The following is a 25,664-nucleotide window of genomic DNA, read 5'->3' as shown; positions in this document are numbered from 1 at the left end:
CGCCGGGCGGCGTCACAACGGTCAGAACTTGATGTCGCTGATCATGCCCGCCACGTTGTTGGTGAATTCGCTGATGGTGGGTGCCATGGACGAACTGGCGAGGTAGAAACCGAGCAGAGTGCAGACCACCGCGTGTCCGGCCTTCAGCCCGGACTTCCTGACCAGCAGGAAGACGATGATCGCCAGCAGCACGACCGCCGAAATCGAGAGTGCCACGGCGGTTCACCTCCATCTGTCGGTCAGGCAGAGCCAGTCGGTCGGGCAGAGCGTGTGCGAGGGGGCATGCGAGTCATACCCACACCCCACTATGGATCATAACTATCCGACGGAACGCATTGATCGGTGCACGGGCGCACAAGGGGCGCACACCGGCCACCGCCAGGCACGTCCGGGCGAGGGCCGCTAGGTTCGCTCCATGACCTCAAATGCCCCTGGGAAACCCACGTTTCCGCGTCAGTACGCCAGGACCCAGCGCTACACGCTCGGTGCGCCCCGCGCCTTCACGGTGGCGCCGGACGGCAGCCGGGTGGCCTTTCTGAGGTCTCCGGACGGTACGAATCCGGCCAACAGCCTCTGGGTGCTCGATCTGGCGCCCGGCGGCGGGGAACGGCTCGCGGCCGACCCGCGCGCGCTGCTCGGCGGGCACGCGGAGGACCTGTCGCCGCAGGAGCGGGCGCGGCGCGAGCGCAGCCGCGAGGGCGCCGCGGGCATCGTCGGCTACGCGACGGACGCGGCCGTGGAGTTGGCCGCGTTCGCGCTCTCGGGCCGGCTGTTCACGGCCGAGCTGCGGGCCGGCACCACCCGTGAACTGCCCGCCCCCGGCCCGGTCATCGACCCCCGCCCGTCCCCGGACGGCCGCCTTCTCGCCTATGTCGTACGGGGTGCGCTGCGGCTCGCCGGGGCCGGTGGCGAGGACGACCGGGCGCTCGCCGAGCCGGAGTCTCCCGAGGTCACGTACGGTCTGGCCGAGTTCATCGCGGCCGAGGAGATGGGCCGCTCGCGGGGCTTTTGGTGGTCGCCCGACTCCGACCGGCTGCTGGTGGCGCGGGCCGACGAGAGCCCGGTGAAGCGCTGGTGGATCGCCGACCCGGCGCACCCGGACCGCGAGCCGCAGCGCGTCGCGTACCCGGCGGCGGGCACGCCCAACGCCGAGGTCCGGCTGTTTCTGTACGGTCTGGACGGGTCCAGGACCGAGGTCGTCTGGGACCGGGTGCGCCACCCGTATCTCGCGCGGGTGCACTGGTCGGCGGCGGGCGCCCCGCTGCTCCTGGTGCAGGCCCGGGACCAGCGGACCCAGACATATCTGGCCGTCGACACGGAGTCCGGGGCGACCCGGACCGTCCATGTCGACGACGACGAGGTCTGGCTCGATCTTTTCCCCGGCGTTCCGGCCTGGGCCCCGGACGGCCGGCTGGTGCGGATCGCCGACGAGGGCGGGGCGCGTGTGCTCGCCGTCGGGGACCGCCCGCTCACCGGTGACCAGCTGCACGTCCGGGCCGTGCTCGACATCGGGCCGGACGACATCCTGCTCTCCGCGTCGGCCGGTGAGGGGGCCCTTGCTCCCGAAACCGGGGAGATCCATGTGTACCGGGTCAACGAGCTGGGTATCGAGCGGGTTTCGGAGGGGCCGGGCGTGCACTCGGCGGTCCGGGGCGGACCGACGACCGTCCTCACATCCGCCCGTCCGGACATCCCGGGCACCACGGTGCGGGTCGAACGGGACGGCAAGCAGCTCGCGGTGATCGACTCGCACGCCGAGACGCCCGTCCTCGCGGCCGGAGTGCGGCTGACCGAGGGGGGCGCGCGGCGCATCCCGTGCGCCGTACTGCTCCCCACCGGATACAAGGAAGCGGACGGCCCGCTTCCGGTGCTCCTGGACCCGTACGGCGGCCCCCACGGCCCTCGCGTCCTGGCCGCCCAGAACTCCCATCTCACCTCCCAGTGGTTCGCCGACCAGGGCTTCGCGGTGATCGTCGTCGACGGCCGCGGCTCCCCGGGCCGCTCCCCCGGCTGGGAGAAGGCGATCCGCGACGACTTCACGCTGAGCCTCGACGACCAGATCGAGGCGCTGCACGACCTCGCCAAGCGCTTCCCGCTGGACCTCGGCCGGGTGGCGATGCGCGGCTGGTCGTACGGCGGCTACCTCTCGGCGCTCGCGGTGCTGCGCCGCCCCGACGTCTTCCACGCGGGGATCGCGGGCGCGCCGGTGACCGACTGGCGGCTCTACGACACCCACTACACCGAGCGCTACCTCGGCGACCCGCAGAGCGGCCCCTCGGTGTACGAGGCGAACTCGCTCGTCACCGACACCGGCCTGTCCCAACCGGCCGGGCAGCACCGCCCGTTGATGATCATCCACGGCCTCGCGGACGACAACGTGGTGGCCGCCCACACCCTCCGCCTCTCCTCGGCCCTGCTGGCGGCGGGCCGCCCCCACGAGGTCCTGCCCCTGACGGGCGTGACCCACATGACCCCCCAGGAGCAAGTGGCCGAGAACCTGCTCCTGCTCCAAGTGGACTTCCTGAAGCGGTCGTTGGGGTAGGTCACCAGCCGGGCGGCGGGGACGACGGCGGCGGGGGCGGACCGAAACCGGGTGGCGGCGGCCCGAACCCCCCGCCGCCGTACCCGCCGTGCGCGTCCCGGGGCGCATACGGCGGGTACCCGGGGTTCCACGGCGCGCCGGAGACATCCGTCGGCTCCGGCGGCCCCCGCCGCACCAGTACCAAAACCAGCACCAGCCCCACCACCAGCTCGAAGAAGAACGTCACGACCTGCAACTGCCCGGCCGTCGACAACGTGTCGAAGTGATCGAGCAGCTTGAACCGCACCAGCACACTCACCCCCAGCGCCCCCGACACCGCGAGCACGGCCGCGGCCACCAGGCCCAGCGGCCGCGCGAAGGCGGCCCGGGCAAGACCCCCGACCCCGGCGGCCAGCGCGGCCACCACGAGAACCACCGTCATCCACCCCGCCGGCACCCACAGCAGCGGCAGGTTCCCGCCACTGAACCGCACCTTGTACACGGACCCCGGAAGCTTCACCGCCGTATAGATCTCCCACGCCACCGCGACCGCCGCGGCGGCGACGAGCAGCACGAACGCGGTGATCCCGGCCCCCGCGCCCGGCCGGGTCGGCGGCCCCGGCACACCGTCGGCCGACGGCCTGCGCCCAGCCGCTGCCGTGATCAGCAGGGCGAGCCCCGCCGCCAGCGCCGCGAACGTGCTGAGCAGCGCCCGGCGATGGAGTTCGTGCAGCGCGGTGGTGTCCAGCCAGTGGTCGTCCAGCACCCACAGCGACGAGATCCGCAGCGCGGCGGTGACGGCCCCGACGGCGGCCAGCACGGCCGTGGCCAACGGTGACCGCGGCACCACGACGACCGCCACCAGGTACACCACGAGCAGCACGGGATCGAGGAAACCGGTGGTCAGCGGGGTGCCGCCGTGGCCGTTGGGCGCGCCCGCCCAGAACCACCAGAGGTCGCCCACGGACCGGGCGGTGTGCAGATCGCGCCCGATCCAGGCGGCCGTGAGCAGCGCGAGGAAGGCGCACAGCACGGCCCCGGTGAGCCGCGCCCCGCCCGTGAGTGTCTGTGCCTGCCGCATACCCCTTGCCGTCCCCCCGGTTGGCTTGGTGAGCGCATGCTCCGCCGCATCCTCCACCCATGGTGCTCGGGTCGACAAGAGGGGCGCGTGACCTGGGCGAAACGGCAGCGACCGGCCGGGGTGACGAGACACCCCGACCGGCCCACGGCACCCGCACGGCCGTACGGTGTTCAGCGTGACGCGTTCGTATATCGGTGTTGCGTCAGTCAAGTTGCCTGCTTGTTAACGAAATTGATGGGCATTTATGGAGTCATGTCGCCCGCTCCACCGCCTTGTCAAGCACGCAGTCGCCTCGATGTGCGAAATCTTGTGCCAAGTTCTCCCGTGATCGCACACCAGCATGCTCAAACCTCTTGACGCACAAGGCTGGGCCCATGAATGTTCCGGTCAATCAATGACGCCTGCGGGCGCCGTTCGACTCTCTTCGACTCTCTCTCGGTGCGGGGGCTATGTGCGATGACGAGTTCAACCCAGGCCGCCACGGAACCAACTGATCCTCTTCCGCAGGGGGAGGATTCCGGCACGGGCCTCACGGCGGCCGAACTCATCGGGCGTTCTCCCGGCCGGCTCGCGTGGGCGCGATTCAAACGCGACCGGGTGGGTATCGCCTGCGCCATCACGGTGCTCGCCTTCATTCTCATCGCTTTCGCGGCACCCTTGATCGCGAAGCTCTACGGCAAAGATCCTTATCAGCTGTACGGGCAGGACCGCGGGCTCCTGAACAGCTACGGCATTCCGCTGAAACCCAACGGCGGGGTCGACGGCGACTTCTGGTTCGGCGTCGAGCCCAACCTGGGCCGCGATGTGTTCACGCTGCTGATCTACGGGATCCGGACCTCGCTGTTCATCTCGCTGGCCGTCACCCTCGTCTCGGTGGCCACCGGGGTGCTGATCGGCCTGGTCCAGGGCTATATGCACGGCAAGGTCGACTACTTCCTCGGCCGGTTCTCGGACCTGATGCTGTCGTTCCCGCAGCAGCTGTTCTTCATCGCCTTCACGCCGGTGATCGTCGCGCTCTTCGTCTCGCCGCGCGACGAGGAGCCCACCTACGTACGGATCGTGGCGCTGATCCTCGTGCAGTTCCTGCTCGGCTGGATGGTGGTGGGCCGTCTTGTGCGGGCCCAGGTGCTGTCGCTGCGGGAACGCGAGTTCATCGAGGCGGCCAGACTCAGCGGCGCCTCGAATTGGCGGATCATCCGCAAAGAAGTTCTGCCCAACATCTGGTCCACCGTCCTGGTCCAGGCGACACTCCTGCTCCCGACCAATGTCACGGCGGAGGCGGGACTTTCCTTCCTGGGCGTCGGTATTCAGCCGCCGACCCCGGACTGGGGGCTGCTTTTCCAGTCGGGCGCCTCGTACTTCGAGTCCGACGTCACCTTCATGTTCTTCCCCGGCATCGCGATGCTGATCTTCGTCGTCGCCTTCAACCTGCTCGGGGATTCGGTCCGGGACGCACTCGACCCCAAGACCGTCCGCTGAACCGTCCACATCCTGACAGGCAGGAATCAATGAGAATTCGCAAGGCGCGCTACGCCTCCGCGTTTCTGGCGGTGGGGGCTTTGACACTGTCCGCAGCGTGCAGCAGCGGCGGGGGCGACACCGGGAAGAACCCTTCCGGTGACGACAAGAAGGCATCGGTACAGAACTTCGGCATCGGCACCAAGGCCGACTCCACCGGCCCGGCGGCCGCCGTCACGGGCGCGAAGCCCGGCGGCACGGCCTACGACCTGGACCAGGCGGGCTTCGACTATCTGGACCCGGGCCAGCAGTACGTCAGCGACATGCTCTCGCTGCAACTGCTCTACAACCGCTCGCTCACCGGATACAAGATCGACGCCAAGACCGGTAAAACGATTCTGGTGGGCGATCTCGCCACCGACACCGGTACCCCGTCGGACGGCGCCAAGACCTGGACGTACACCCTCAAGGACAACCTGAAGTTCGAGGACGGCACGCCCATCACGTCCAAGGACATCAAGTACGGCATCGAGCGGCTCTTCGCGGACTTCGAGACGCAGGGCCCGCAGTACGTCCAGAAGTGGATGTTCGGCCCCGACTACCGCAAGGCGTACGCGGGCCCGTACACCGGCCAGGAGCTGCCCGACACGGCGCTCGCGACGCCGAACGACAAGACCATCGTCTTCCACTTCAAGGACCCGCACGCGGACGCCCCGTACGCGATGTCCATGCCGAACGTGTCGCCGATTCCCAAGGCCAAGGACGACAAGCAGAAGTACAACAACCACCCGGTCGCGTCCGGTCCGTACAAGATCGCCGACTACAAGCCGGGCAAGTCGCTGTCGTTCGTGCGCAACACCAACTGGGACCCCAAGAGCGACCCGATCCGCAACGCCTACCCCGACAAGTGGGAGTTCCAGCTCGGGATCGCCGAGCCGGGTCTGACCAACCGGATGGCCGCGCAGTCCGGGCCCGACAAGTACGCCGTGAACATGTCCGGCTCCGCGGACCCGTCGAAGATGCAGACGCTGACGTCGGACTCGCAGTACAAGTCGCGGACGGTCAACGAGTACCAGCCGTACGTCGAGGTCATGAACGTCAACACCAAGCGGATCACCAACCCCAAGGTCCGCCAGGCGATCATGTACGCCTTCCCGATGCAGCAGGTCCAGCAGGCGTTCGGCGGCGGCGCGCAGGGTGAGCTCGGCACCACGCTGATCAGCCCCACGGTGGCCGGCTGGCAGAAGTTCGACCCGTTCGGCAAGCTCGCCAAGCCCATGGGCGACCCCGAGAAGGCCAAGGAGCTCCTGAAGGAGGCCGGGGTCACCACACCGGTCAAGCTCAGCTACGCGTACGCCAACACCCCGCGCTGGCAGAACGTCTCGCTGACGCTGGCGAAGGCGCTGGAGAAGGCCGGCTTCCAGGTGGAGCGCAAGGCCATCGACCCGACCTCGTACTACACGGTGGTCGGCAAGGTGAACACGCCGTTCGACATCTACCGCACCGGCTGGGGCGCCGACTGGCCGAGCGCGTCGACCGTGGTCCCGCCGACCATGGACGGCCGCAACCTCCAGGACGGCACCAACAACTACGCGTTCCTGAACGACCCGAAGGTCAACTCCGAGATCGACCGGATCATGGCGCTCACGGACATCAACCAGCAGAACACCGAGTGGCGCAAGCTCTCCGAGTACGTGCTGCAGTCCGACACGTCGCAGATCCCGTTCATCTACGACAAGTACTTCAACCTGTACGGCGACGGCCTCGGCGGCGTCACCTACAACCAGGTCTTCGGCACGATCAACCCCAGCACCATCTACGTGAAGCAGTAGCGGTGGCGGCCCGGTCCCCGGCCCGCCTCACGGGCCGGGGGCCGCATACAGACGGAAGAGTCCGATGCTCCGTTTCCTTGTGCGACGACTGCTCGGCGCCGCGGTCATCCTGCTGCTGATCAGCGCCATTACGTACTTCCTCTTCTTCTTCCTGCCTTCCGACCCGGCGCTGCTGTCCTGCGGCAAGAACTGCGACCCGCAGAACGTCGCGCTGATCCGCAAGAACCTGGGGCTCGACCACCCGATCTGGGTGCAGTACTGGCACTTCATGGTGGGCATCTTCGCCGGGCGCGACATGCCCGTCGGGCACTGCCCGGCGCCCTGTTTCGGCTACTCCTTCGCCGACCAGCAGCTGGTGTGGAACACCATCTCGGACCGCTATCCCACGACGCTCTCGCTCGGCGTCGGCGGCGCCGCGATCTTCCTGACCATCGGCGTCGGCCTCGGCCTCGTCTCCGCCTGGCAGCAGGGCAGGCTCTTCGACCGGATCGCCAGCGCCGCCTCGCTGCTCGGCCAGTCCGTGCAGATCTACTTCATCGGCCCGATCGCGATCCTGCTGCTCTCCACCAAGACCCACATCTTCAACCGCGGCCAGGACCCGCACTGGGCGAGCGACCCGGCGGGTTCGGCGTCCGGACTGCTGCTGCCGTGTCTGATCCTGTCGGTGATCTTCTGGTCGAACTACAGCCGCCAGACCCGCTCGCTGATGGTCGAGCAGATGTCGGAGGACCATATCCGCGCGGCCCGCGCCAAGGGCATGAGCTCGCGCTACGTCTTCCTGCGCTACGCCCTGCGCGGCGCGATGGCCACCGTCATCACCATCTTCGGCGTCGACCTCAGCGCGGTGCTCGGCGGCGCGATCATCACCGAGGTCACCTTCGGGCTGCACGGCCTGGGCTCGCTCTCGGTGCAGGCCGTGCTCCGCAGCGATCTGCCCCTGGAGATGGCCGTGATGCTCATCGGCGCCACGATCATCGTGCTCAGCAACATCGTCGTCGACATGGCGTACGCGTACATCGATCCGCGGATCCGGCTCTCCTGAGAGCACTTCGTCCCTTCCGATCCCGCGACCCGGGATCCCGGAACCTCTGAGGAGAACCCTCCGTGAGCACCCTCAGCCAGACCGAGGCCGCGCCGGACACCGGCGCGTCCCGGGGCTTCCTCTCGGTCCGTGATCTGTATGTGCACTTCGCCACCGAGGACGGCGTCGTCAAGGCCGTCGACGGGCTCTCGTTCGACCTGGCGCGCGGCCAGACGCTGGGCATCGTGGGCGAGTCGGGCTCCGGCAAGTCGGTCACCAACCTGGCCGTCCTCGGGCTGCACAACCCGCGCAACACCACGATCCGGGGCGAGATCCTGCTCGACGGGCAGGAGCTGACCGGCGCCTCGGAGCGCCGGCTCGCGCAGCTGCGCGGCAAGAAGATGGCGATGATCTTCCAGGACTCGCTGGCCGCGCTCTCCCCGTACTACACGGTGGGGCGCCAGATCGCCGAGCCGTACATGAAGCACCTGGGCGCCTCCCGCAAGGAGGCCCGTCAACGGGCGATCCAGATGCTCGGCAAGGTCGGCATCCCGCAGCCGACGCTGCGCGTCGACGACTATCCGCACCAGTTCTCCGGCGGTATGCGCCAGCGCGTGATGATCGCGATGGCGCTCGTCTGCGACCCGGAGCTGATCATCGCGGACGAGCCGACCACCGCGCTCGACGTCACCGTCCAGGCGCAGATCCTCGACCTGCTCAAAGACCTCCAGCAGGAGACCGGTTCGGCGATCATCATCATCACGCACGACCTGGGCGTGGTGGCGAAGACCGCGGACGACGTGATGGTGATGTACGCGGGCCGCTGTGTGGAGCGCGGCACCGTACGGGAGATCATGCGCACCCCGCGCCACCCCTACAGCTGGGGGCTGCTCGGCTCGATCCCCCGTCTCGACTCGCCCGTCGACGTGCCGCTGCTGCCGATCCCGGGGGCGCCGCCCAGCCTGCTCGCACCGCCGCCGGGGTGCCCCTTCCATCCCCGCTGCGCCTTCCCCGACCAGGTCGCGGGCGGCCTGTGCCGTACGGTGCGGCCCGCCATCCCGGAGGAGCGGGCGCACGGCGCCGCCTGTCATCTGAGCGGCGAGCAGAAGGACACGATCTTCGCCGAGCAGATCCGGCCGCGGCTGCGCTGACCCGACCAGGAGTCGAGAACACATCATGAGCGAACAGCTGGACCTCACCAAGGTTCCCGGCCCCCGCGACCAGGTTCCCGGCCACGACCGGGAGCGGTCGCCGCTGCTGGAGGTCGCCGGACTCGTCAAGTACTTCCCCATCCACAGCGGGTTCCTGCTCAAGCGCCACGTCGGTGACGTACGGGCGGTGGACGGGGTGGACTTCACCATCGGGCAGGGCGAGAGCCTGGGTCTGGTGGGCGAGTCGGGGTGCGGCAAGTCGACCACCGGCCGGCTGATCACCCGCCTCCTGGAACCGACCCGGGGCACCATCACGTACGACGGGCGGGACATCAGCCATGCCTCGCGCAAGGAGCTGGCGCCGATCAGGTCCGAGATCCAGATGATCTTCCAGGACCCGTTCGCCTCGCTGAACCCGCGCCAGACGGTCGGCGACATCATCTCCAACCCGATGGTCGTCAACGGCGTCAATCCGCCGGGCGGCCGCGAGAAGCGCGTGCGCGAGCTGCTGGAGATCGTCGGCCTCAACCCCGAGCACTACAACCGCTTCCCGCACGAGTTCTCCGGCGGGCAGCGCCAACGCATCGGGGTGGCGCGGGCGTTGGGGCTCAAGCCGCGGCTGATCGTCGCCGACGAGCCGGTCTCGGCGCTCGACGTGTCGATCCAGGCGCAGGTCGTCAACCTGCTCCAGAACCTGCGGCGCGAGCTGGACATCGCGTTCCTGTTCGTCGCCCACGACCTGGCGATCGTGCGGCACTTCTCGCAGCGGATCGCGGTGATGTACCTCGGCCGGATCGTGGAGGTCGGCGACCGCGACTCGATCTACGAGCGGCCGCGCCACCCGTACACGCACGCGCTGCTCTCGGCGGTGCCGGAGGCCGTGGTCGACGACGAGGGCGAGGGCCGCGAGCGGATCCGGCTCGCCGGGGACGTGCCGTCCCCGATCGACCCGCCGTCGGGCTGCCGGTTCCGCACGCGGTGCTGGAAGGCGCAGGATCTCTGCGCTGCCGAGACGCCGCCGTTGGTACGTCTTGAGGGCAACCGGGAAGGGCATCTGACCGCGTGCCACTTCCCCGAGGAACCGACGGTCGCGGCGCGGGACGAGGATGTCGTGCTCGATCCCGCGCTCGCCGCGATCGAGGAGGCGACGGACACAGCCCGTTGACCCGAGTTCGTACAGCCTCCGCCTCGGGCCGGGCCCGCGTCCGTACACCCCGTTACGCCACGGACGCGGGCTCCGGCATGCGCCGACACTTTGCCTGCGGACCGTGCGTGGCTGGTCGCGCAGTTCCCCGCGCCCCTGGGGGGTTGCTGGCGAAGGCGATGGCGAAGCCGAGCCCTTAAGGGGCGCGGGGAACTGCGCGAGCAGCCCCCACCGGCCCGCAGGGAAGACCTGGGCGACGGCGAAGCCGAGCAGTTCAGGGGCGCGGGGAACTGCGCGAGCAGCCCAGCACGGTCCGCGGCCAAAGACGGCTCACTCCGGTGGCACCACCGTCTTCTCCTCCGCGAAGTGGCACGCCGACGGGTGCGCCGCCGGGCCCGGGACCAGGCGGAACGCCGCCGGGACCGCGAGCTCCGGCACCTCCAGCGCGCACCGCTCCTGCGCCTTCCAGCACCGCGTACGGAACCGGCAGCCCGAGGGGATGTTCGCCGGGGACGGCACATCCCCGGCGAGGATGATCCGTTCGCGGCGCTCGCGCGCCGCCGGGTCCGGCACCGGGACGGCGGAGAGCAGCGCCTGCGTGTACGGATGCGTCGGATGGTCGTAGATCTCCGCGTCCCGCCCGATCTCCACCACCCGCCCGAGGTACATCACCCCCACCCGGTCGGAGATGTGCCGCACGATCGACAGGTCGTGCGCGATGAAGACGTACGACAGGGAGAACTCGGCCTGCAACCGCTCCAGCAGGTTGACCACCTGCGCCTGGACCGAGACGTCGAGCGCGGACACCGGCTCGTCCGCCACGATGATCTCGGGCCGCAGCGCGAGCCCCCGCGCGATCCCGATCCGCTGCCGCTGCCCGCCGCTGAACTGGTGCGGATACCGGTTGATGTACTCGGGGTTGAGCCCCACCACGTCCAGCAGATCCTGCACCTTGCGCCGCCGGTCCCCCTTGGGCGCGACCTCGGGGTGGATCTCGTACGGCTCACCGATGATGTCGCCCACCGTCATCCGGGGGTTCAGCGACGTGTACGGGTCCTGGAAGACCATCTGGATGTTCCGGCGCACGGCGCGCAGCGCCTTGCCGGACATCCGGGTGATGTCCGTCCCCTTGTACCGGATCTCCCCCGCCGTCGGCCGCTCCAGATTCACCAGCATCCGGGCGACCGTCGACTTGCCGCAGCCGGACTCCCCGACAATGCCCAGGGTCTCCCCGGCCGCCAGGTCGAAGGAGACCCCGTCGACCGCCTTGACCGCGCCGACCTGCTTCTTGAAGAGGATCCCCTGGGTCAGCGGATAGTGTTTGACCAGGTCGCGCACTTCCAGAATCGCCTCAGCCATTCAGGCACTCCTTCCAGAAGTGGCACGCGCTCTTGCGGCCCTCGGCGACGTCCGCGAGCGGCGGCACATCGGTGCGGCACACGTCCTGCGCCATCGGGCAGCGCGGATGGAAGGCGCAGCCGGACGGGATGTGCATCAGGTTGGGCGGCAGGCCCTTGATCGCGTACAGCTCCTGGCCCTTCTGGTCCAGGCGCGGGATCGAGTCGAGCAGCCCCCGGGTGTACGGGTGCGCGGGCGCCTTGTAGATCTCGTGGACCGGGGCCTGCTCCACGATCCGCCCCGCGTACATCACCGCGATCCGGTCGGCGACGTCCGCGACCACCCCGAGGTCATGGGTGATCAGGATGAGCCCCATGGTGAACTCCCGCTGGAGCTCCGCCAGCAGGTCCATGACCTGGGCCTGGACCGTCACGTCGAGCGCGGTGGTGGGCTCGTCCGCGATGATCAGCGCGGGCTCCAGGGCCATCGCCATCGCGATCATGATGCGCTGGCGCATCCCGCCGGAGAACTGGTGCGGATACTGCCCGACCCGCTCCTTCGCCGCCGGGATCCGCACCCGGTCCATCAGCTCGACCGCCTTGGCCTTGGCGTCCCCCCGTGACATCCCCTGGTGCACCACGAACATCTCGCCGAGCTGCGCGCCCACGCTCAGCACCGGGTTGAGCGACGACAGCGCGTCCTGGAAGATCATCGCCATCGCGGAGCCGCGCACCTTGCGCCGCTCGTCCTCCTTCAGCTTCAGCAGGTCCTGGCCCTGGAAGAGGATCTCGCCGCCGGTGATCCTGCCCGGCGGCATGTCGAGGATGCCCATCACGGCCTGCGCGGTGACCGACTTGCCGGAGCCGGACTCGCCGAGCACGGCCAGCGTCTCCCCGGCCGCCACCGAGTAGGTCACCCCGTTGACCGCCTTGGCGATCCCGTCCCGGGTCTTGAACTCGACCTGGAGGTCGCGCACTTCGAGCAGCATGGCGTCCAACTCCTCAGCGCAGCTTGGGGTCGAGGGCGTCGCGCACCGCGTCGCCGAGCATGATGAACGCCAGCACCGTGATCGCCAGCGCCCCGGCCGGCCACAGCAGCATGTGCGGGGCGTTGCGGATGTACTGGGAGGCGGCCGAGATGTCGATGCCCCAGGAGACCGACGGCGGCTTCAGCCCGACGCCGAGGTAGGAGAGCGTCGCTTCGAGCGAGATGTACGTACCGAGTGCGATGGTCGCCACGACGATCACCGGGGCCACCGCGTTGGGCGCGATGTGGCGCAGCAGCATCCGGGAGTTGGAGGCGCCGAGCGCCCGCGCCGCCTGCACGTAGTCGTTCTGTTTGGCGGTGATCACCGAGCCGCGCGCGATCCGGGCGATCTGCGGCCAGCCCAGCAGGACCATGAACCCGATCACCGGCCACACCGTGGTGGAGGTGACCACGGACAGGAAGACCAGGCCGCCGAGCACCACCGGGATGCCGAAGAAGATGTCGGTGATCCGGGAGAGCAGCGCGTCCCAGCCGCCCCCGAAGAACCCCGCGAGCCCGCCGAGCGCCGAGCCGAAGAGCGCGACCCCGAGAGTGGTGCAGACGCCGACGGTGACCGAGGTGCGCGCCCCGTAGACGGTACGGGTGTACACGTCGCAGCCCTGCCCGTCGTACCCGAAGGGATGGCCGGGCCGGGAGCCCAGCTGGGCCTTGGCCAGATCGCACTTGAGCGGGTTGCCGGAGGCGATCACCGACGGCCAGAGCGAGATGAAGACCAGGAACAGGATGATCAGACCCGAGATGATGAAGACCGGGTTGCGGCGCAGGTCCCGCCAGGCGTCGCCCCAGAGGCTGCGGGCCTTGCCCGCGGGGCCGGTGCCTTCCGGTCCTCCCGGGGTCTTGTCCAGGGTCGCGCCCTCGCTGAGCGCGAGGTCCATCGCGCCGCCGGTGCCGGTGGGGGCGATGGCTCCCTGGTTGACGCCGCCCGCACCGGTCGCGGCGACCGAACGTTCGTCGAAGTCGGGCTCAGGCATAGCGGATCCTCGGGTCGAGTACGGCGTACAGGAGGTCGACGACGAGATTCGCCACCAGGAACACCAGCACCAGAACGGTCACGAAGCCGACGACGGTCTGGGTGCTCTGGCGCAGGATGCCCTGGTAGAGCTGGTAGCCGACGCCGTGGATGTTGAAGATCCGCTCGGTCACGATCGCCCCGCCCATCAGCGCGCCCACGTCCGTACCGATGAAGGTGACCACCGGGATCAGCGAGTTGCGCAGCAGATGCCGGGTGATCACCCGGTGCCGGGGCAGGCCCTTGGCGACGGCGGTGCGGACGTAGTCCGCGCGGGAGTTCTCGGCGATCGAGGTCCGGGTGAGCCGGGTGACGTACGCCAGCGAGACCGAGGCGAGCACCAGGCCGGGGATCAGCAACTCGTTGAACGGCGCCTCCGGGGACACCGACGGCTTGATCCAGCCCCACTCGACGCCGAGCAGCAGCTGGAGCACCAGACCGGTGACGAAGGTCGGGATCGCGATGACGACGAGCGTGAGGACCAGCACCCCGGTGTCGACCGGGTGCCCGCGCCGCAGACCGGTGACGACGCCGAGAGTGATGCCGATGACGATCTCGAAGAGGATCGCGACGATCGTGAGCCGGATGGTGACGGGGAAGGCGGTCGACATCAGCTCGGTGACCTTCTGGCCGTTGAACGCGGTCCCGAAGTCACCGGTGAACACGTTCCCCATGTAGGTCGTGTATTGCTGCCAGACCGGCTTGTCGAGGCCGAACTCCTGCTTGAGGCGGGCGGCCGTCGCCGGATCGCAGGCCCGCTCGCCGCAGAGCCCGGCGATGGGGTCGCCCATGACGTTGACCATCAGGAAGATCAGCAGCGTGGCGCCGATGAAGACCGGGATCATCTGCAGCAGCCGCCGGATCACATAACGTCCCATGAACCGCTCCGAGAGTCTGGGAAGTGGAGAGTCCGGGAAGGGGTCCGGCCCGGCGCGGGCAGCACGCCGGGCCGCACTCCGCCGGCGTCAGCTGACCTTGATCTCGTTGTAGACGGGGACGCTGAACGGGTTCAGCGCGACGTTGGAGACCCGGGTCGAGTAGCCGGCGCTGCCGTTCTGGTACCAGAGCGGGATGGCACCCATCTGGTCCCGCAGCACGCCCTCGGCCTGCTGGAACAGCCCGACCGCCTTGGCCTTGTCCGTCTCGGCGTTGGCCTCGTTGACCAGCTTGTCGAACTCGGCGTTGGTCCACTTGCCGTCGTTGGACGAGGCGTTGGTGTAGTACAGCGGCTGCAGGAAGTTCTGGATCAGCGGATAGTCCATCTGCCAGCCCGCCCGGAACGGCCCGGACATCTTGCTCTGGGTGATCTGGTTGCGGAAGTCGGCGAAGGTGCCGACCGGGTTGCCGACGCACGCCTTGTCGTTGCCCAGCGCGTTGTTGACGCTGTTGCAGATGGCGTCGACCCACTCCTTGTGCGAGCCGGTGTCCGCGTTGTACGAGATCTTCACCTGGCCGCCGGGGATGCCGCCGCCGTCCTGGATCAGCTTCTTGGCCGCGGCGGGGTCGTACTTGCAGGCGTCCCCGCACAGCCCGTCCTTGTAGCCGCCGTCCGCGCCGAGCACCGGCGAGGTCCAGTCGGTGGCCGGGGTGCGGGTCTTCTGGAAGATCGTGTCGGTGATCTGGGCGCGGTTGATGGCCATCGACAGGCCCTTGCGCACCTTGGCGGCGCCGGGGGTGTTCCAGGCCGCGTCGTAGTACGGGAACGCGAGCGTCTGGATGATGCCGGCCGGGGTGTTGATGTACCGGTCTCCGAGGTCGGCCTTGACGTTCTTGAGCTGGGAGGCGGGCACGTCGTCGACGAGGTCGAGGTTGCCGGCGGTCAGGTCGGTGTAGGCGGTGTTGTTGTCGGTGTAGACCTTGAGGTCGACGCCGCCGTTCTGCGCCTTGTCCGCCCCCGGGTACCCGTCCCACTTGCGCATCTCCAGCTTGGATCCCTTGGTGTACGAGTTGACGGTGTACGGGCCGTTGCCGACCGGCTTGGACAGCCACGCCGAGTGGTTGTCGAAGAAGACCTTGGGCAGCGGGGCGAAGGCGACGTAGCCGAGGGTGTCGGGCCACAGGGAGAACTTCTGGTTGAGCTTGACGGTGAAGGTGCGATCGCCCGTGACCTTCAGGCCGGAGAGGGTGTCAGCACTCGCCTCGCCCTTGTCGGGGTGGACCTTGTCGTACCCGTCGATGTACCCGAAGAAGTACGCGTTCTTCTGGTTGTTCTTCAGGTTGGCGCCGTAGTTCCAGGCGTCCACGAAGGACTTGGCGGTGACCTTCTCGCCGTCGGAGAACGTCCAGCCGTCCTTGACCGTGATGTTGAAGGTGGTCGAGTCGGTGGTCTCGATCTTCTCGGCGAGCATGTCCTTGGCCGCGCCGGTCTTCGGGTCGTACCGCTTGAGCCCCCGGAAGAGCATGTCGAGGACCTTGCCGCCCTGCACCTCGTTGGTGTTCGCGGGCTCCAGCGGGTTCTGCGGATCGCCCCAGGACGAGCTCACGATGCCGGCGGCGCCGCCGCCTCCGCCACCCCCGCCGCCTCCGCAGGCCGTCGCCGCGAGGGCGACGGCCACGGCACATGCGGCCCACTTGGCCGACGTGGCTCCGCGCATGGAGTCCTCCTGGAGTCTCAAAACTGACTTAGGCCCAAATATCACCCCAGGAGCGGACAGACCGCACGTCCGTCGCACCCATATGGGCGTACGGCGCAACGGGAGGCGGGCCCCGGAAATGGGCTGCGCCCGACTGTGCGGAGGTTGGAAAATAGGGCATGACCTGGCATCTGACGGAAGACGTCGAAGAGTTCCGGACCGCCACGGAAACGTTCCTGGCCGCCGATCCGGCCCGCAACACGGTGCTGCTCACCCTCACCGAGGGGGCTCGGGCCGGCGTCTGGCCGGGCGCGCGCTTCGGCTGGTGGACCCCGCCGGACGGCGCCGGAGCCGGCGAAGCGGACGGCGCGGTGGGCGGCGCGGTGGGCGGCGCGTACATACAGACCCCGGGGATGCCCCCGGTGCTCGGCACGATGCCGGACGAGGCGGCCCGGGACCTCGCCGGGGTGCTGCGCGGCAGCGACCTCGTCGGGGTGAACGGCGCCACCGCCACCGCCCGGGCGTTCGGCGAGGCGTGGGGCCCCTACCGGGTGGACCGCGAGGAGCGGCTGTTCCGGCTCGCCGAGCTCGCCGAACCGGCGGCGGTCGTCGGGCGCTCCCGGCTCGCGACCGAGGCCGACCTGCCGCTGGTGACCGAGTGGATGACCGCCTTCATCGACGAGCTGGGCCTGCCCGCGGAGCTGGGCGCCGCCCGGACCGCGAGCCGCCGCACCACGGCCGGGCAACTGGTGCTCTGGGAGGGCGAACAGGGCCCGGCCTCGCTCGCCGCCGCCTCGGCGGTGCTGGCCGGCCAGTCCCGTATCGGCCCGGTCTACACCCCGCCCGCCCTGCGCGGCCGGGGCTACGCGGCGGCCGCCACGGCGGCGGCCACCCGCCTCGCCACGGGCTGGGGCGCCGCCGAGGTGGTCCTGTTCACCGACCTCGCCAACCCGACGAGCAACGCGCTGTACCAGCGGCTGGGCTACCGCCAGGTCCAGGACCACCTGGTGCTGGACTTCACGGGCTGAGGGCGTCGGCGGGCCGCCTTCGGGGCCCCGGTACGCGGAAGGGGCGCCCGGAACCGTGAAGTTCCGGGCGCCCCTCGCCGTATGCGCGAGTCGCGGTCAGGCCGCGCCCACCACGTCCTTCTCCTCGGCGAAGTGGCACGCCGAGTCGTGGGCGGCCAGGGTGTCCTTGCCCTGGAACCGCTCCGGGATCGCGAGCAGCGGGACCTCGGTGGAGCAGCGCTCCTCCGCCTTCCAGCAGCGGGTGCGGAAGCGGCAGCCCGACGGCGGGTTGGCCGGCGACGGTACGTCACCGGTCAGGATGATCCGCTCGCGGTGCTCGCGCGCGTCCGGGTCCGGGACCGGGACGGCGGAGAGCAGCGCCTGGGTGTACGGGTGCGTCGGGTGCTCGTAGATCTCCTCGTCCGTGCCGATCTCGGCCATCTTGCCGAGGTACATCACACCGACGCGGTCGGAGATGTGCCGGACGATCGAGAGGTCGTGCGCGATGAAGATGTAGGAGAGGTTGAACTCGTCCTGCAGCTTCTCCATCAGGTTGATGACCTGCGCCTGCACCGACACGTCGAGCGCGGAGACCGGCTCGTCGCAGATGATGATCTCGGGGTTGAGCGCGAGGCCGCGGGCGATGCCGATGCGCTGGCGCTGACCACCCGAGAACTGGTGGGGGTACCGGTTGATGTACTCCGGGTTGAGGCCCACCACGTCCAGGAGCTCCTGGACCTTGCGGCGCCGGTCGCCCTTGGGAGCCACCTCGGGGTGGATGTCGAAGGGCTCGCCGATGATGTCGCCCACCGTCATACGGGGGTTGAGCGAGGTGTACGGGTCCTGGAACACCATCTGGATGTTGCGGCGGACCGCCTTCAGCGCGCGCCCGGACAGCTTGGTGATGTCCTGGCCCTTGTAGAAGACCTCGCCGGCGGTCGCCCGCTCCAGCGTCATCAGCAGCTTGGCGACGGTCGACTTGCCGCAGCCGGACTCGCCGACGATGCCCAGGGTCTCGCCCTGGTACAGGTCGAAGGAGACCCCGTCGACGGCCTTGACCGCGCCGATCTGCTTCTTGAAGAGGATGCCCTGGGTCAGCGGGAAGTGCTTGACCAGGTTGCGCACCTGGAGGATCGGCTCACCGCGGTCGACCTTGACGTCGAGGAGCGCCTCGACCTCGGTGGTCGTGGAGGCGTCCGTCTTCACGACGTCGGTGACGCTCGCGGTGGGCGCGTCCACGGCCTCGTCCTTCTTGTCCTGCTCAGCCATGGATCGTCTCCTTCCAGAAGTGGCAGGCGCTGCCGCGGCCGGGCAGGTCCGCGCCGTCCGCCTCGGTGACCGGAGCGAGCTTCGGCACCTCGGTACGGCAGATGTCCTGCGCCTTGGGGCAGCGCGGGTTGAACGCGCAACCGCCGGGGATCTTCAGCAGGTTGGGCGGCAGACCCTTGATCGCGTACAGCTCCTGGCCCTTCTGGTCCAGGCGCGGGATCGAGTCGAGCAGACCCCGGGTGTACGGGTGCGCGGGGCGCTTGTAGAGCTCGTGCACCGGCGCGGTCTCCACGATCCGGCCCGCGTACATCACGGCGATCTTGTCCGCGACGTCGGCGACGACGCCGAGGTCGTGGGTGATCAGGATCAGGCCCATGTGGTACTCGCGCTGGAGCTCCGCGAGCAGGTCCATGACCTGGGCCTGGACCGTCACGTCGAGCGCGGTGGTCGGCTCGTCCGCGATGATCAGGTCGGGCTCCAGGGCGAGCGCCATCGCGATCATGATGCGCTGGCGCATACCGCCGGAGAACTGGTGGGGGTAGTCGTTGACCCGCGCGGCGGCCGCGGGGATCTTGACCTTGTCCATCAGCTCGACGGCCTTGGCCTTCGCCTCCTTGCGGGAGGCGCCCTGGTGCACCCGGAACATCTCGCCGAGCTGGTAGCCGACGCTCAGCACCGGGTTCAGCGCGGAGAGCGCGTCCTGGAAGATCATCGCGATCTTCTGGCCGCGGATGGCGCGGCGCTCCTCGGCGCCCATCTTCAGCATGTCCTGGCCGCGGAACAGGATCTCGCCCTGCGGGATCTTGCCCGGCGGCATGTCGAGGATGCCCATGATGGCCTGCGCGGTCACGGACTTGCCCGAGCCGGACTCGCCGAGGACGGCGAGGGTCTCGCCCGCGCTGACGCTGTAGTTGACGCCGTTGACCGCCTTGGCCACACCGTCACGGGTGTGGAACTCCACGTGCAGGTCCCGCACTTCCAGCAGCGGACCGCTCTTGTCGTCGTCGGCGCGGGGCGCCGGGACGCTTGCTGTCTTGTCGATGATGCTCACGTCGTACGCCCTCCTCAGCGCAGCTTGGGGTCGAGGGCGTCGCGCACCGCGTCGCCCAGCATGATGAAGGCGAGCACCGTGAGGCTCAGCATGGCACTGGGGAAGAACAGCACGTGCGGAGCGGTACGGATGACGGTCTGGCCCGAGGAAATGTCGTTGCCCCACGAGACGGTGGACGGCGGCAGGCCGATACCGAGGAAGGACAGCGTCGCCTCGGTGGCGATGTATCCGCCGAGCGCGATGGTCGCGACGACGATCACCGGCGCGACCGCGTTCGGCAGGATGTGCCGGATCATGATCCGGTTGGTGCCGGCGCCCAGGGCCTTGGCGGCCTGGACGTAGTCGGCCTGCTTGACCGTGATCACCGAACCGCGCATGACACGGGCGAGCTGGGTCCAGCCGAGCAGGCCGAGACCGAGCACCACGGACCAGACGGTGCGGTGGGTGAAGGCGTTCAGGATGACGATCGCGCCGAGCAGCAGCGGGATGCCGAAGAACACGTCGGTGACGCGGGAGAGCAGCGAGTCGATCCAGCCGCCGAAGTAGCCGGCCAGCATGCCGACGAAGCCGCCGAGCAGCGTCACGAACGCCGTCACACAGACGCCGACGATGATCGAGGCACGGGCGCCGTACAGGACACGCGAGTAGATGCTGCGGCCCTGGACGTCGTAACCGAACCAGTCCTCCTGGAAGAAGTGGCTGTAGTTCGGGTCGCCCAGGTAGTGCTTGGCGAGGTCCGCGTGGTCCGGGTCGACCGAGGTGAACATCCCCGGGGCGGCCGCGATCAGCAGCAGCAGCACGATCAGCAGCGCCGAGACGATGAAGAACGGGTTGCGGCGCAGGTCCCGCCAGGCGTCGGACCACAGGCTGCGCGGCTTCTCCGTCGACGCGGTGGCGGCGGCGGTGACGGCCGGAGTCTCGGTTGCGGCCTCGGCCTTCTTGAGGGTCTCAGGCATAGCGGATCCTCGGGTCCAGAGCGGCGTACAGCAGGTCGACGGCAAGGCTGGAGAGCAGGTAGACGATCACGAGGATCGTCACGATGCCGACCACCGTGGTGTTGTCCGACTGGTTGATCGAGCGGTACAGCGTGTTGCCGATGCCGTGCACGTTGAAGATGCCCTCGGTGACGATGGCGCCGCCCATGAGGGCGCCCAGGTCGGTTCCGAGGAAGGTGACCACCGGGATGAGCGAGTTGCGCATCAGGTGGATACCGACGACGCGGCGGCGCGGCAGGCCCTTGGCGACGGCGGTGCGGATGTAGTCCGCGCGCAGGTTCTCGGCGATCGACGTTCTGCTGAGCCGCGCGATGTACGCGAAGGACAGCGAGCCGAGGACCACACCGGGCAGCAGCAGCTGCGTGATGTCGTTGGAGTCCTGCACGGTGGGCGTGACCCAGCCGAGCTGGTCGGCGAAGACCGTCTGGAAGATGAAACCGAGGACGAAGATCGGGATCGAGATCAGCAGCAGCGTGACCACGAGGACCAACTTGTCCGCGATACGGCCGCGGTTGAGGCCGGCCAGCAGGCCGAGCACGATGCCCACGACGATCTCGATGGTGAAGGCGATCAACGACAGCCGGATCGTGACCGGGAAGGTCTCCGACATGACATCGAGCACCTTACGGCCGGTGACGAAGCTGGTGCCGAAGTCCCCGGTGATGACATTGCTGATGTAGTGCCAGTACTGCGCGAGCACCGGTCGGTCGAACCAGTACTCGTGGCGCAGCCGCGCCATCGCCTGCGGGTCGGCAGGTCTGTCGCCCCACAGCGCCCGGACGGGGTCGCCGGGGAGTGAGTACACCATCAGAAAGATGAGCAGAGTGGTCCCGATGAACACCGGGATCATCTGGAGCAGTCGCCTCGCGACGTAGCGCCCCATCGAGCCTCCATTGTCAGCCGCCAGCAGCCGGCCCGCCCCGCTCCTCGTGGGAGGGGCGGGCCGGCTGCCCTGCGCGAACGGTGTGGCGTTGCCGATGCCGGAACGCCTGGGTGAATCGACCGTTAGCGGCCTGGAACTACTTCTTCAGCACCTCGACGGCGGTGAACACCGGCTTGCCGAAGGTGTCGTACGTGACGTTCTTGACGTTGGCCGAGTAGCCGGCGTTCGTCTTGTAGTACCAGAGCGGGATGGCCGGCATGTCGGCGTACAGGGACTTCTCGGCGTCCTGGTACAGCTTGACCGACTCGTCGAGCGTCGCCGCCTTGTCCGCCTTGGCGGTCAGGTCGTCGAACGTCTTGTTGGAGTAGCCGCCCTCGTTGCCCGCGGCGGTGGTGCCGTACAGGTCCTTGAGGAAGTTGGCGTTCAGCGGGTAGTCCTGCACCCAGCCCGAGCGGTAGAGGCTCTGGACCTTCTTGCCGGTGCGGATGTCGAGGACGGTCTTGAAGTCCGCCTTCGCGTCGCTCTCGCACTTGACGCCGGTGGCCTGGGTGATGTTGGCGCAGACCGCCGTCACCCACTCCTTGTGACCGCCGTCGGCGTTGTAGAGGACCGAGATCTGGGCGTTGGTGCCGCCGGCCTCGGTGACGAGCTCCTTGGCCTTGGCCGGGTTGTACTTGCACGCGTCGCCGCAGGCGTCGGGCAGGTAACCCTTGACGGCCGGCGGCACGAAGCCGGTGGCCGGGGTGCGCGAGCCCTGGAGCACCGTCTTGGTGATGGTGTCCCGGTCGATCGCCATGGAGAGGCCCTGGACGAACTTCGCGCGGTCCTTGACACCCTTCATCGTCGGCGAGTAGGCCGCGATGGCGATGGTCTGGATCGAGTTCTGCGGAGCGTCCACGGCACGCTTGCCGAGGTCCTGGTGGTACGTGGCCATGCCGCTCGGGGCGACCTGGTCGAGCACGTCCAGGTTGTTGGAGACGGTGTCCTTATAGGCGGCCTCGGAGGTCGTGTAGAACTTGAAGTCCACACCACCGTTCTTCGGCTTGTCCGGACCCGCGTACTTGTCGTACGCCTTGGTCAGGAAGTCCTGGTTGTGGTTCCACTTCACGAACTGGTACGGGCCGTTGCCGATGGGCTCGTTGCCGTACTTCTTCGGGTTCGTGTAGAAGACCTGCGGCAGCGGCGCGTAGGCGCTGTAGCCGAGCTTGTAGGTCCAGTACGGAGCCGGCGTGCCGAGCTCGACCTTGATGGTGTAGTCGTCCGGGGTGGACAGACCCGACATCTTGTCGGCCTTCGGGTCACCCTTCTCCGGGTGGACGTCCTCGTAGCCCTTGATGTCCGAGAACCACGAAGCGTTCTGCTGCGCGTTCTTGGCGTTGGCGCCCCAGTTCCAGGCGTCGACGAAGGACTTCGCCGTGACCTTCTCACCGTTGTGGAAGGTCCAGCCCTGCTTCACCTTGATGGTGTAGTGGCTGGCGTCGTCCTGCTTGATCGAGTCCGCGACGACGTTGCCGATGGCACCCGTCTTCGGGTCGAAGTCGACCAGCTTCGAGAAGAGCACGTCGGTGATACGGCCACCGCCGGTCTCCATCACGTTGGCCGGCTGGATCGGGTGCTGCGGCTCGCTGCTCTGGTAGCTGAACACGCCGGCCGGGTCGGCAGCCGCGCCCGAGTTGTCCGTGCTGTCCTTGCCGCCGCCACAGGCAGTCGCTGCCAGGGCGATCATCGCCGCGCCCGCGACCCACTTGGCGCTGTTGGCACCACGCATGGGTTCCTCCTCATGAGTCCACTTGTCACTACAAGAGGGGCACAAAAAGATCGCCGACACCCCTGACGGCGATCGATGAAGCGCCCCGAGTGTGCTCGTGAGTCGGCACTCCCCACAGTGCGTGACCCATTGACCCGAGCTCAATGGAGCCAACTATTAAGTACGGCCGGGCTGTAAACCACACTTAAAGGGTCTCGTTTTGACAACATCAGGACAGGCCAACAGTCCGAAATGCGGACAAACGGATCACAGACAGACACGCCCGAAACGGACCGTTAACACATCTTCCGGAGAGCAGTGCTCGATATCCGAACAGGATGCCCCTTAAAACAACTTGACCGCGCGTCGGCGGAGGGACATGGGCGCCGTCTGTTCGCGGGCGCCGCGGCCGCTCCACCGTACGACAACGGCCCGGCCCCCCGCGATCTTCGCGGGGGGCCGGGCCGACAGGCTCAACCGGACTGCGATCAGCCGTGCTTGGCGCGCGAGGCCGTGCGGCCGCGCTCCTTCTGGTCCAGGACGACCTTGCGGATGCGGACCGCCTCCGGGGTCACCTCGACGCACTCGTCGTCGCGGCAGAACTCCAGGGACTGCTCCAGGGAGAGCTTGCGCGGGGGCACCACGTTCTCGGTGTTGTCCGCGGAAGCCGCACGCATGTTGGTGAGCTTCTTCTCCTTGGTGATGTTCACGTCCATGTCGTCGGAGCGCGAGTTCTCACCGACGATCATGCCCTCGTACACCTCGGTGCCGGGCTCGGTGAACAGCACACCGCGCTCCTGGAGGTTGATCATCGCGAACGGCGTGACCGCACCCGCGCGGTCGGCGACCAGGGAGCCGTTGTTACGGGTCACCAGGTTGCCGAACCACGGCTCGTGGCCCTCGTGGATCGAGTGGGCGATGCCCGTACCGCGGGTGTTGGTCAGGAACTCCGTACGGAAGCCGATGAGGCCGCGGGACGGGACGACGAACTCCATGCGGACCCAGCCGGAGCCGTGGTTGGACATGTTGTCCATGCGGCCCTTGCGGACGCCCATGAGCTGCGTGACCGCGCCCATGTGCTCCTCGGGGACGTCCACCGTGAGGCGCTCGACCGGCTCGTGCACCTTGCCGTCGACCAGCTTGGTGACGACCTGCGGCTTGCCGATGGTCAGCTCGAAGCCCTCGCGGCGCATCTGCTCGACCAGGATGGCGAGCGCGAGCTCACCACGGCCCTGGACCTCCCAGGCGTCCGGACGGTCGGTGTCCAGGACGCGCAGCGACACGTTACCGATCAGCTCGCGGTCCAGACGGTCCTTGACCTGGCGGGCGGTGACCTTGCGGTCCTTGACGGCGGACTTGGCGTCCGCGCCCTTGCCGGTGCCGCCACGGCCGACGAGCGGCGAGGTGTTGGTGCCGATGGTCATGGAGATGGCCGGCTGGTCGACCGTGATCAGCGGCAGCGCGATCGGGTTCTCCGGGTCGGCCAGCGTCTCGCCGATCATGATGTCGGGGATACCGGCGACGGCGCAGATGTCACCGGGGCCCGCCACCTCGGCCGGCTTGCGGGTGAGCGCCTCGGTCATCATCAGCTCGGAGATGCGGACGTTCGAGATCGTGCCGTCGCGCTTGATCCAGGCCACGGTCTGGCCCTTGCGCAGCTCGCCCTGCTCGACGCGGAGCAGCGCGATACGGCCGAGGAAGTTGTCGGCGTCGAGGTTGGTGACGTGGGCCTGGAGCGGCGCGTCCTCGTCGTACGTCGGTGCCGGGACGTGCTCCAGGATGGTGGAGAAGAACGGCTCCAGGTTGGTGGAGTCCGCCGGGACCGTGCCGTCCTCCGGCTTGGTCAGCGAGGCGATGCCGTCGCGGCCGCAGGCGTAGACGATCGGGAACTCGATCTGGTCCTCGTCCGCGTCCAGGTCCAGGAACAGGTCGTACGTCTCGTTGACGACCTCGTCGATCCGGGAGTCCGGGCGGTCCGTCTTGTTGATGCAGAGGATGACGGGCAGACGCTGCTGGAGCGCCTTGCGCAGCACGAAGCGGGTCTGCGGGAGCGGGCCCTCGGAGGCGTCGACGAGAAGGACGACGGCGTCCACCATCGACAGACCGCGCTCGACCTCACCGCCGAAGTCGGCGTGGCCGGGGGTGTCGATGATGTTGATCGTGATGGGGGCCCCGCCGTCCTTGGGGTGGTACTTCACGGCGGTGTTCTTGGCCAGGATCGTGATGCCCTTCTCACGCTCCAGGTCGTTCGAGTCCATCATGCGGTCGTCGAGGTGCTGGTGCGCGGCAAACGCACCCGCCTGCTTGAGCATGGCGTCGACGATGGTCGTCTTACCGTGGTCGACGTGGGCGACGATGGCGACATTGCGGATGTCGTGGCGCGTGGGCATGCTGGCTGGCGCTTCTCTCGATCGGGAATCAGGCGTCTGACGGTCGAAGCCTCGTCCGCCCGCCGGGCGCGGACACGCCACGGCTAGTCCTATGGTACGGGGCGGACGCGCCCGGGGCCTCCCGGGCCGAACCTATGATCGTTTCTA

At 68.6% G+C, this 25,664-nt stretch carries 20 protein-coding genes; 7 read left to right on the top strand and 13 right to left on the bottom strand.

Annotation, left to right across the window (positions count from 1 at the left end):
• Positions 1-21: 21 nt before the first annotated feature.
• Entirely contained in the window at positions 22-216 is a 195-nt protein-coding gene (locus tag ACGFRG_RS26165; RefSeq protein WP_361422685.1) for a hypothetical protein, read from the bottom strand.
• Between the two features lie 199 nt (positions 217-415).
• On the opposite strand from ACGFRG_RS26165, the gene ACGFRG_RS26160 reads away from it, so the two are divergent.
• Positions 416-2,542: an alpha/beta fold hydrolase gene (locus ACGFRG_RS26160; RefSeq protein WP_393267789.1), complete on the top strand. Its 2,127-nt coding sequence runs from the start codon at positions 416-418 to the stop codon at positions 2,540-2,542.
• 1 nt (position 2,543) lies between these two features.
• Here ACGFRG_RS26160 and ACGFRG_RS26155 read toward each other — a convergent pair whose 3' ends face one another.
• Entirely contained in the window at positions 2,544-3,602 is a 1,059-nt protein-coding gene (locus ACGFRG_RS26155; RefSeq protein WP_361422679.1) for a hypothetical protein, read from the bottom strand.
• Positions 3,603-4,058: 456 nt separating this feature from the next.
• Here ACGFRG_RS26155 and ACGFRG_RS26150 point away from each other — a divergent pair, with 456 nt between their 5' ends.
• The 5 genes from ACGFRG_RS26150 (at position 4,059) to ACGFRG_RS26130 (ending at position 10,229) form a co-directional block, all read left to right on the top strand.
• Complete coding sequence (locus ACGFRG_RS26150) at positions 4,059-5,081, top strand: ABC transporter permease (protein WP_361422676.1); 1,023 nt, start codon at positions 4,059-4,061, stop codon at positions 5,079-5,081.
• 29 nt (positions 5,082-5,110) lie between these two features.
• Positions 5,111-6,892, top strand: coding sequence for an ABC transporter substrate-binding protein (locus tag ACGFRG_RS26145; RefSeq protein ID WP_361422673.1), 1,782 nt, complete (start codon positions 5,111-5,113; stop codon positions 6,890-6,892).
• A 64-nt stretch (positions 6,893-6,956) separates the two neighbouring features.
• The gene (locus tag ACGFRG_RS26140) at positions 6,957-7,934 is read left to right on the top strand and encodes an ABC transporter permease (protein WP_361422670.1); all 978 of its coding nucleotides are present in this window, start codon (positions 6,957-6,959) and stop codon (positions 7,932-7,934) included.
• 62 nt (positions 7,935-7,996) lie between these two features.
• On the top strand, positions 7,997-9,064 hold the full coding sequence (locus ACGFRG_RS26135; RefSeq protein ID WP_361422667.1) for an ABC transporter ATP-binding protein: 1,068 nt from the start codon (positions 7,997-7,999) through the stop codon (positions 9,062-9,064).
• Between the two features lie 25 nt (positions 9,065-9,089).
• Positions 9,090-10,229, top strand: coding sequence for an oligopeptide/dipeptide ABC transporter ATP-binding protein (locus ACGFRG_RS26130; protein ID WP_361422664.1), 1,140 nt, complete (start codon positions 9,090-9,092; stop codon positions 10,227-10,229).
• Positions 10,230-10,538: 309 nt separating this feature from the next.
• Here ACGFRG_RS26130 and ACGFRG_RS26125 read toward each other — a convergent pair whose 3' ends face one another.
• The 5 genes from ACGFRG_RS26125 to ACGFRG_RS26105 all read right to left on the bottom strand — a co-directional run bounded on the left by ACGFRG_RS26125 (position 10,539) and on the right by ACGFRG_RS26105 (position 16,196).
• Positions 10,539-11,567: a dipeptide ABC transporter ATP-binding protein gene (locus tag ACGFRG_RS26125; protein WP_361422661.1), complete on the bottom strand. Its 1,029-nt coding sequence runs from the start codon at positions 11,565-11,567 to the stop codon at positions 10,539-10,541.
• Entirely contained in the window at positions 11,560-12,534 is a 975-nt protein-coding gene (locus ACGFRG_RS26120; RefSeq protein ID WP_361422658.1) for an ABC transporter ATP-binding protein, read from the bottom strand. Before ACGFRG_RS26120 ends, ACGFRG_RS26125 begins: the two co-directional genes overlap by 8 nt.
• A gap of 13 nt (positions 12,535-12,547) precedes the next feature.
• Complete coding sequence (locus tag ACGFRG_RS26115; RefSeq protein WP_393267781.1) at positions 12,548-13,564, bottom strand: ABC transporter permease; 1,017 nt, start codon at positions 13,562-13,564, stop codon at positions 12,548-12,550.
• Positions 13,557-14,480 carry an ABC transporter permease gene (locus ACGFRG_RS26110; protein ID WP_361422652.1) on the bottom strand — a complete coding sequence of 308 codons (924 nt, stop codon included), beginning with the start codon at positions 14,478-14,480 and terminating at the stop codon, positions 13,557-13,559. Before ACGFRG_RS26110 ends, ACGFRG_RS26115 begins: the two co-directional genes overlap by 8 nt.
• 87 nt (positions 14,481-14,567) lie before the next feature.
• Positions 14,568-16,196 carry an ABC transporter substrate-binding protein gene (locus tag ACGFRG_RS26105; protein WP_393267778.1) on the bottom strand — a complete coding sequence of 543 codons (1,629 nt, stop codon included), beginning with the start codon at positions 16,194-16,196 and terminating at the stop codon, positions 14,568-14,570.
• Positions 16,197-16,354: 158 nt separating this feature from the next.
• Here ACGFRG_RS26105 and ACGFRG_RS26100 point away from each other — a divergent pair, with 158 nt between their 5' ends.
• Positions 16,355-17,203 (top strand): GNAT family N-acetyltransferase, encoded by an 849-nt coding sequence (locus ACGFRG_RS26100; protein WP_393267775.1) that lies wholly within the window; start codon positions 16,355-16,357, stop codon positions 17,201-17,203.
• Positions 17,204-17,299: 96 nt separating this feature from the next.
• Here ACGFRG_RS26100 and ACGFRG_RS26095 read toward each other — a convergent pair whose 3' ends face one another.
• The 6 genes from ACGFRG_RS26095 to typA form a co-directional block, all read right to left on the bottom strand.
• Entirely contained in the window at positions 17,300-18,451 is a 1,152-nt protein-coding gene (locus ACGFRG_RS26095) for a dipeptide ABC transporter ATP-binding protein (protein ID WP_361422643.1), read from the bottom strand.
• A complete protein-coding gene (locus tag ACGFRG_RS26090; RefSeq protein WP_361422640.1) occupies positions 18,444-19,502 on the bottom strand; it encodes an ABC transporter ATP-binding protein in 1,059 nt (352 codons plus the stop codon). Before ACGFRG_RS26090 ends, ACGFRG_RS26095 begins: the two co-directional genes overlap by 8 nt.
• A 14-nt stretch (positions 19,503-19,516) precedes the next feature.
• On the bottom strand, positions 19,517-20,458 hold the full coding sequence (locus tag ACGFRG_RS26085) for an ABC transporter permease (RefSeq protein ID WP_361422637.1): 942 nt from the start codon (positions 20,456-20,458) through the stop codon (positions 19,517-19,519).
• Positions 20,451-21,380, bottom strand: a complete 930-nt coding sequence (locus ACGFRG_RS26080) for an ABC transporter permease (RefSeq protein WP_188276088.1) — start codon at positions 21,378-21,380, stop codon at positions 20,451-20,453. The genes ACGFRG_RS26085 and ACGFRG_RS26080 overlap by 8 nt, the downstream gene beginning before the upstream one ends.
• 136 nt (positions 21,381-21,516) lie before the next feature.
• Positions 21,517-23,148: an ABC transporter substrate-binding protein gene (locus ACGFRG_RS26075; protein WP_361422634.1), complete on the bottom strand. Its 1,632-nt coding sequence runs from the start codon at positions 23,146-23,148 to the stop codon at positions 21,517-21,519.
• Between the two features lie 467 nt (positions 23,149-23,615).
• On the bottom strand, positions 23,616-25,517 hold the full coding sequence (typA, locus tag ACGFRG_RS26070) for a translational GTPase TypA (RefSeq protein ID WP_361422631.1): 1,902 nt from the start codon (positions 25,515-25,517) through the stop codon (positions 23,616-23,618).
• Positions 25,518-25,664: the final 147 nt, after the last annotated feature.

The organism is Streptomyces sp. NPDC048696 (assembly GCF_043198895.1).
Taxonomy (GTDB): domain Bacteria; phylum Actinomycetota; class Actinomycetes; order Streptomycetales; family Streptomycetaceae; genus Streptomyces.
The sequence above is the reverse complement of the archived record's forward strand: the minus strand, read 5'-3'. Positions and strand labels throughout refer to the sequence as shown.

Coding starts and splice junctions, on each gene's coding strand:
- ACGFRG_RS26160 (WP_393267789.1), top strand. CDS start 416: ATGACCTCAAATGCCCCTGGGAAACCCACGTTTCCGCGTCAGTACGCC.
- ACGFRG_RS26155 (WP_361422679.1), bottom strand. CDS start 3,602: ATGCGGCAGGCACAGACACTCACGGGCGGGGCGCGGCTCACCGGGGCC.
- ACGFRG_RS26150 (WP_361422676.1), top strand. CDS start 4,059: ATGACGAGTTCAACCCAGGCCGCCACGGAACCAACTGATCCTCTTCCG.
- ACGFRG_RS26145 (WP_361422673.1), top strand. CDS start 5,111: ATGAGAATTCGCAAGGCGCGCTACGCCTCCGCGTTTCTGGCGGTGGGG.
- ACGFRG_RS26140 (WP_361422670.1), top strand. CDS start 6,957: ATGCTCCGTTTCCTTGTGCGACGACTGCTCGGCGCCGCGGTCATCCTG.
- ACGFRG_RS26130 (WP_361422664.1), top strand. CDS start 9,090: ATGAGCGAACAGCTGGACCTCACCAAGGTTCCCGGCCCCCGCGACCAG.
- ACGFRG_RS26125 (WP_361422661.1), bottom strand. CDS start 11,567: ATGGCTGAGGCGATTCTGGAAGTGCGCGACCTGGTCAAACACTATCCG.
- ACGFRG_RS26120 (WP_361422658.1), bottom strand. CDS start 12,534: ATGCTGCTCGAAGTGCGCGACCTCCAGGTCGAGTTCAAGACCCGGGAC.
- ACGFRG_RS26115 (WP_393267781.1), bottom strand. CDS start 13,564: ATGCCTGAGCCCGACTTCGACGAACGTTCGGTCGCCGCGACCGGTGCG.
- ACGFRG_RS26110 (WP_361422652.1), bottom strand. CDS start 14,480: ATGGGACGTTATGTGATCCGGCGGCTGCTGCAGATGATCCCGGTCTTC.
- ACGFRG_RS26105 (WP_393267778.1), bottom strand. CDS start 16,196: ATGCGCGGAGCCACGTCGGCCAAGTGGGCCGCATGTGCCGTGGCCGTC.
- ACGFRG_RS26100 (WP_393267775.1), top strand. CDS start 16,355: ATGACCTGGCATCTGACGGAAGACGTCGAAGAGTTCCGGACCGCCACG.
- ACGFRG_RS26095 (WP_361422643.1), bottom strand. CDS start 18,451: ATGGCTGAGCAGGACAAGAAGGACGAGGCCGTGGACGCGCCCACCGCG.
- ACGFRG_RS26085 (WP_361422637.1), bottom strand. CDS start 20,458: ATGCCTGAGACCCTCAAGAAGGCCGAGGCCGCAACCGAGACTCCGGCC.
- ACGFRG_RS26080 (WP_188276088.1), bottom strand. CDS start 21,380: ATGGGGCGCTACGTCGCGAGGCGACTGCTCCAGATGATCCCGGTGTTC.
- ACGFRG_RS26075 (WP_361422634.1), bottom strand. CDS start 23,148: ATGCGTGGTGCCAACAGCGCCAAGTGGGTCGCGGGCGCGGCGATGATC.
- typA (WP_361422631.1), bottom strand. CDS start 25,517: ATGCCCACGCGCCACGACATCCGCAATGTCGCCATCGTCGCCCACGTC.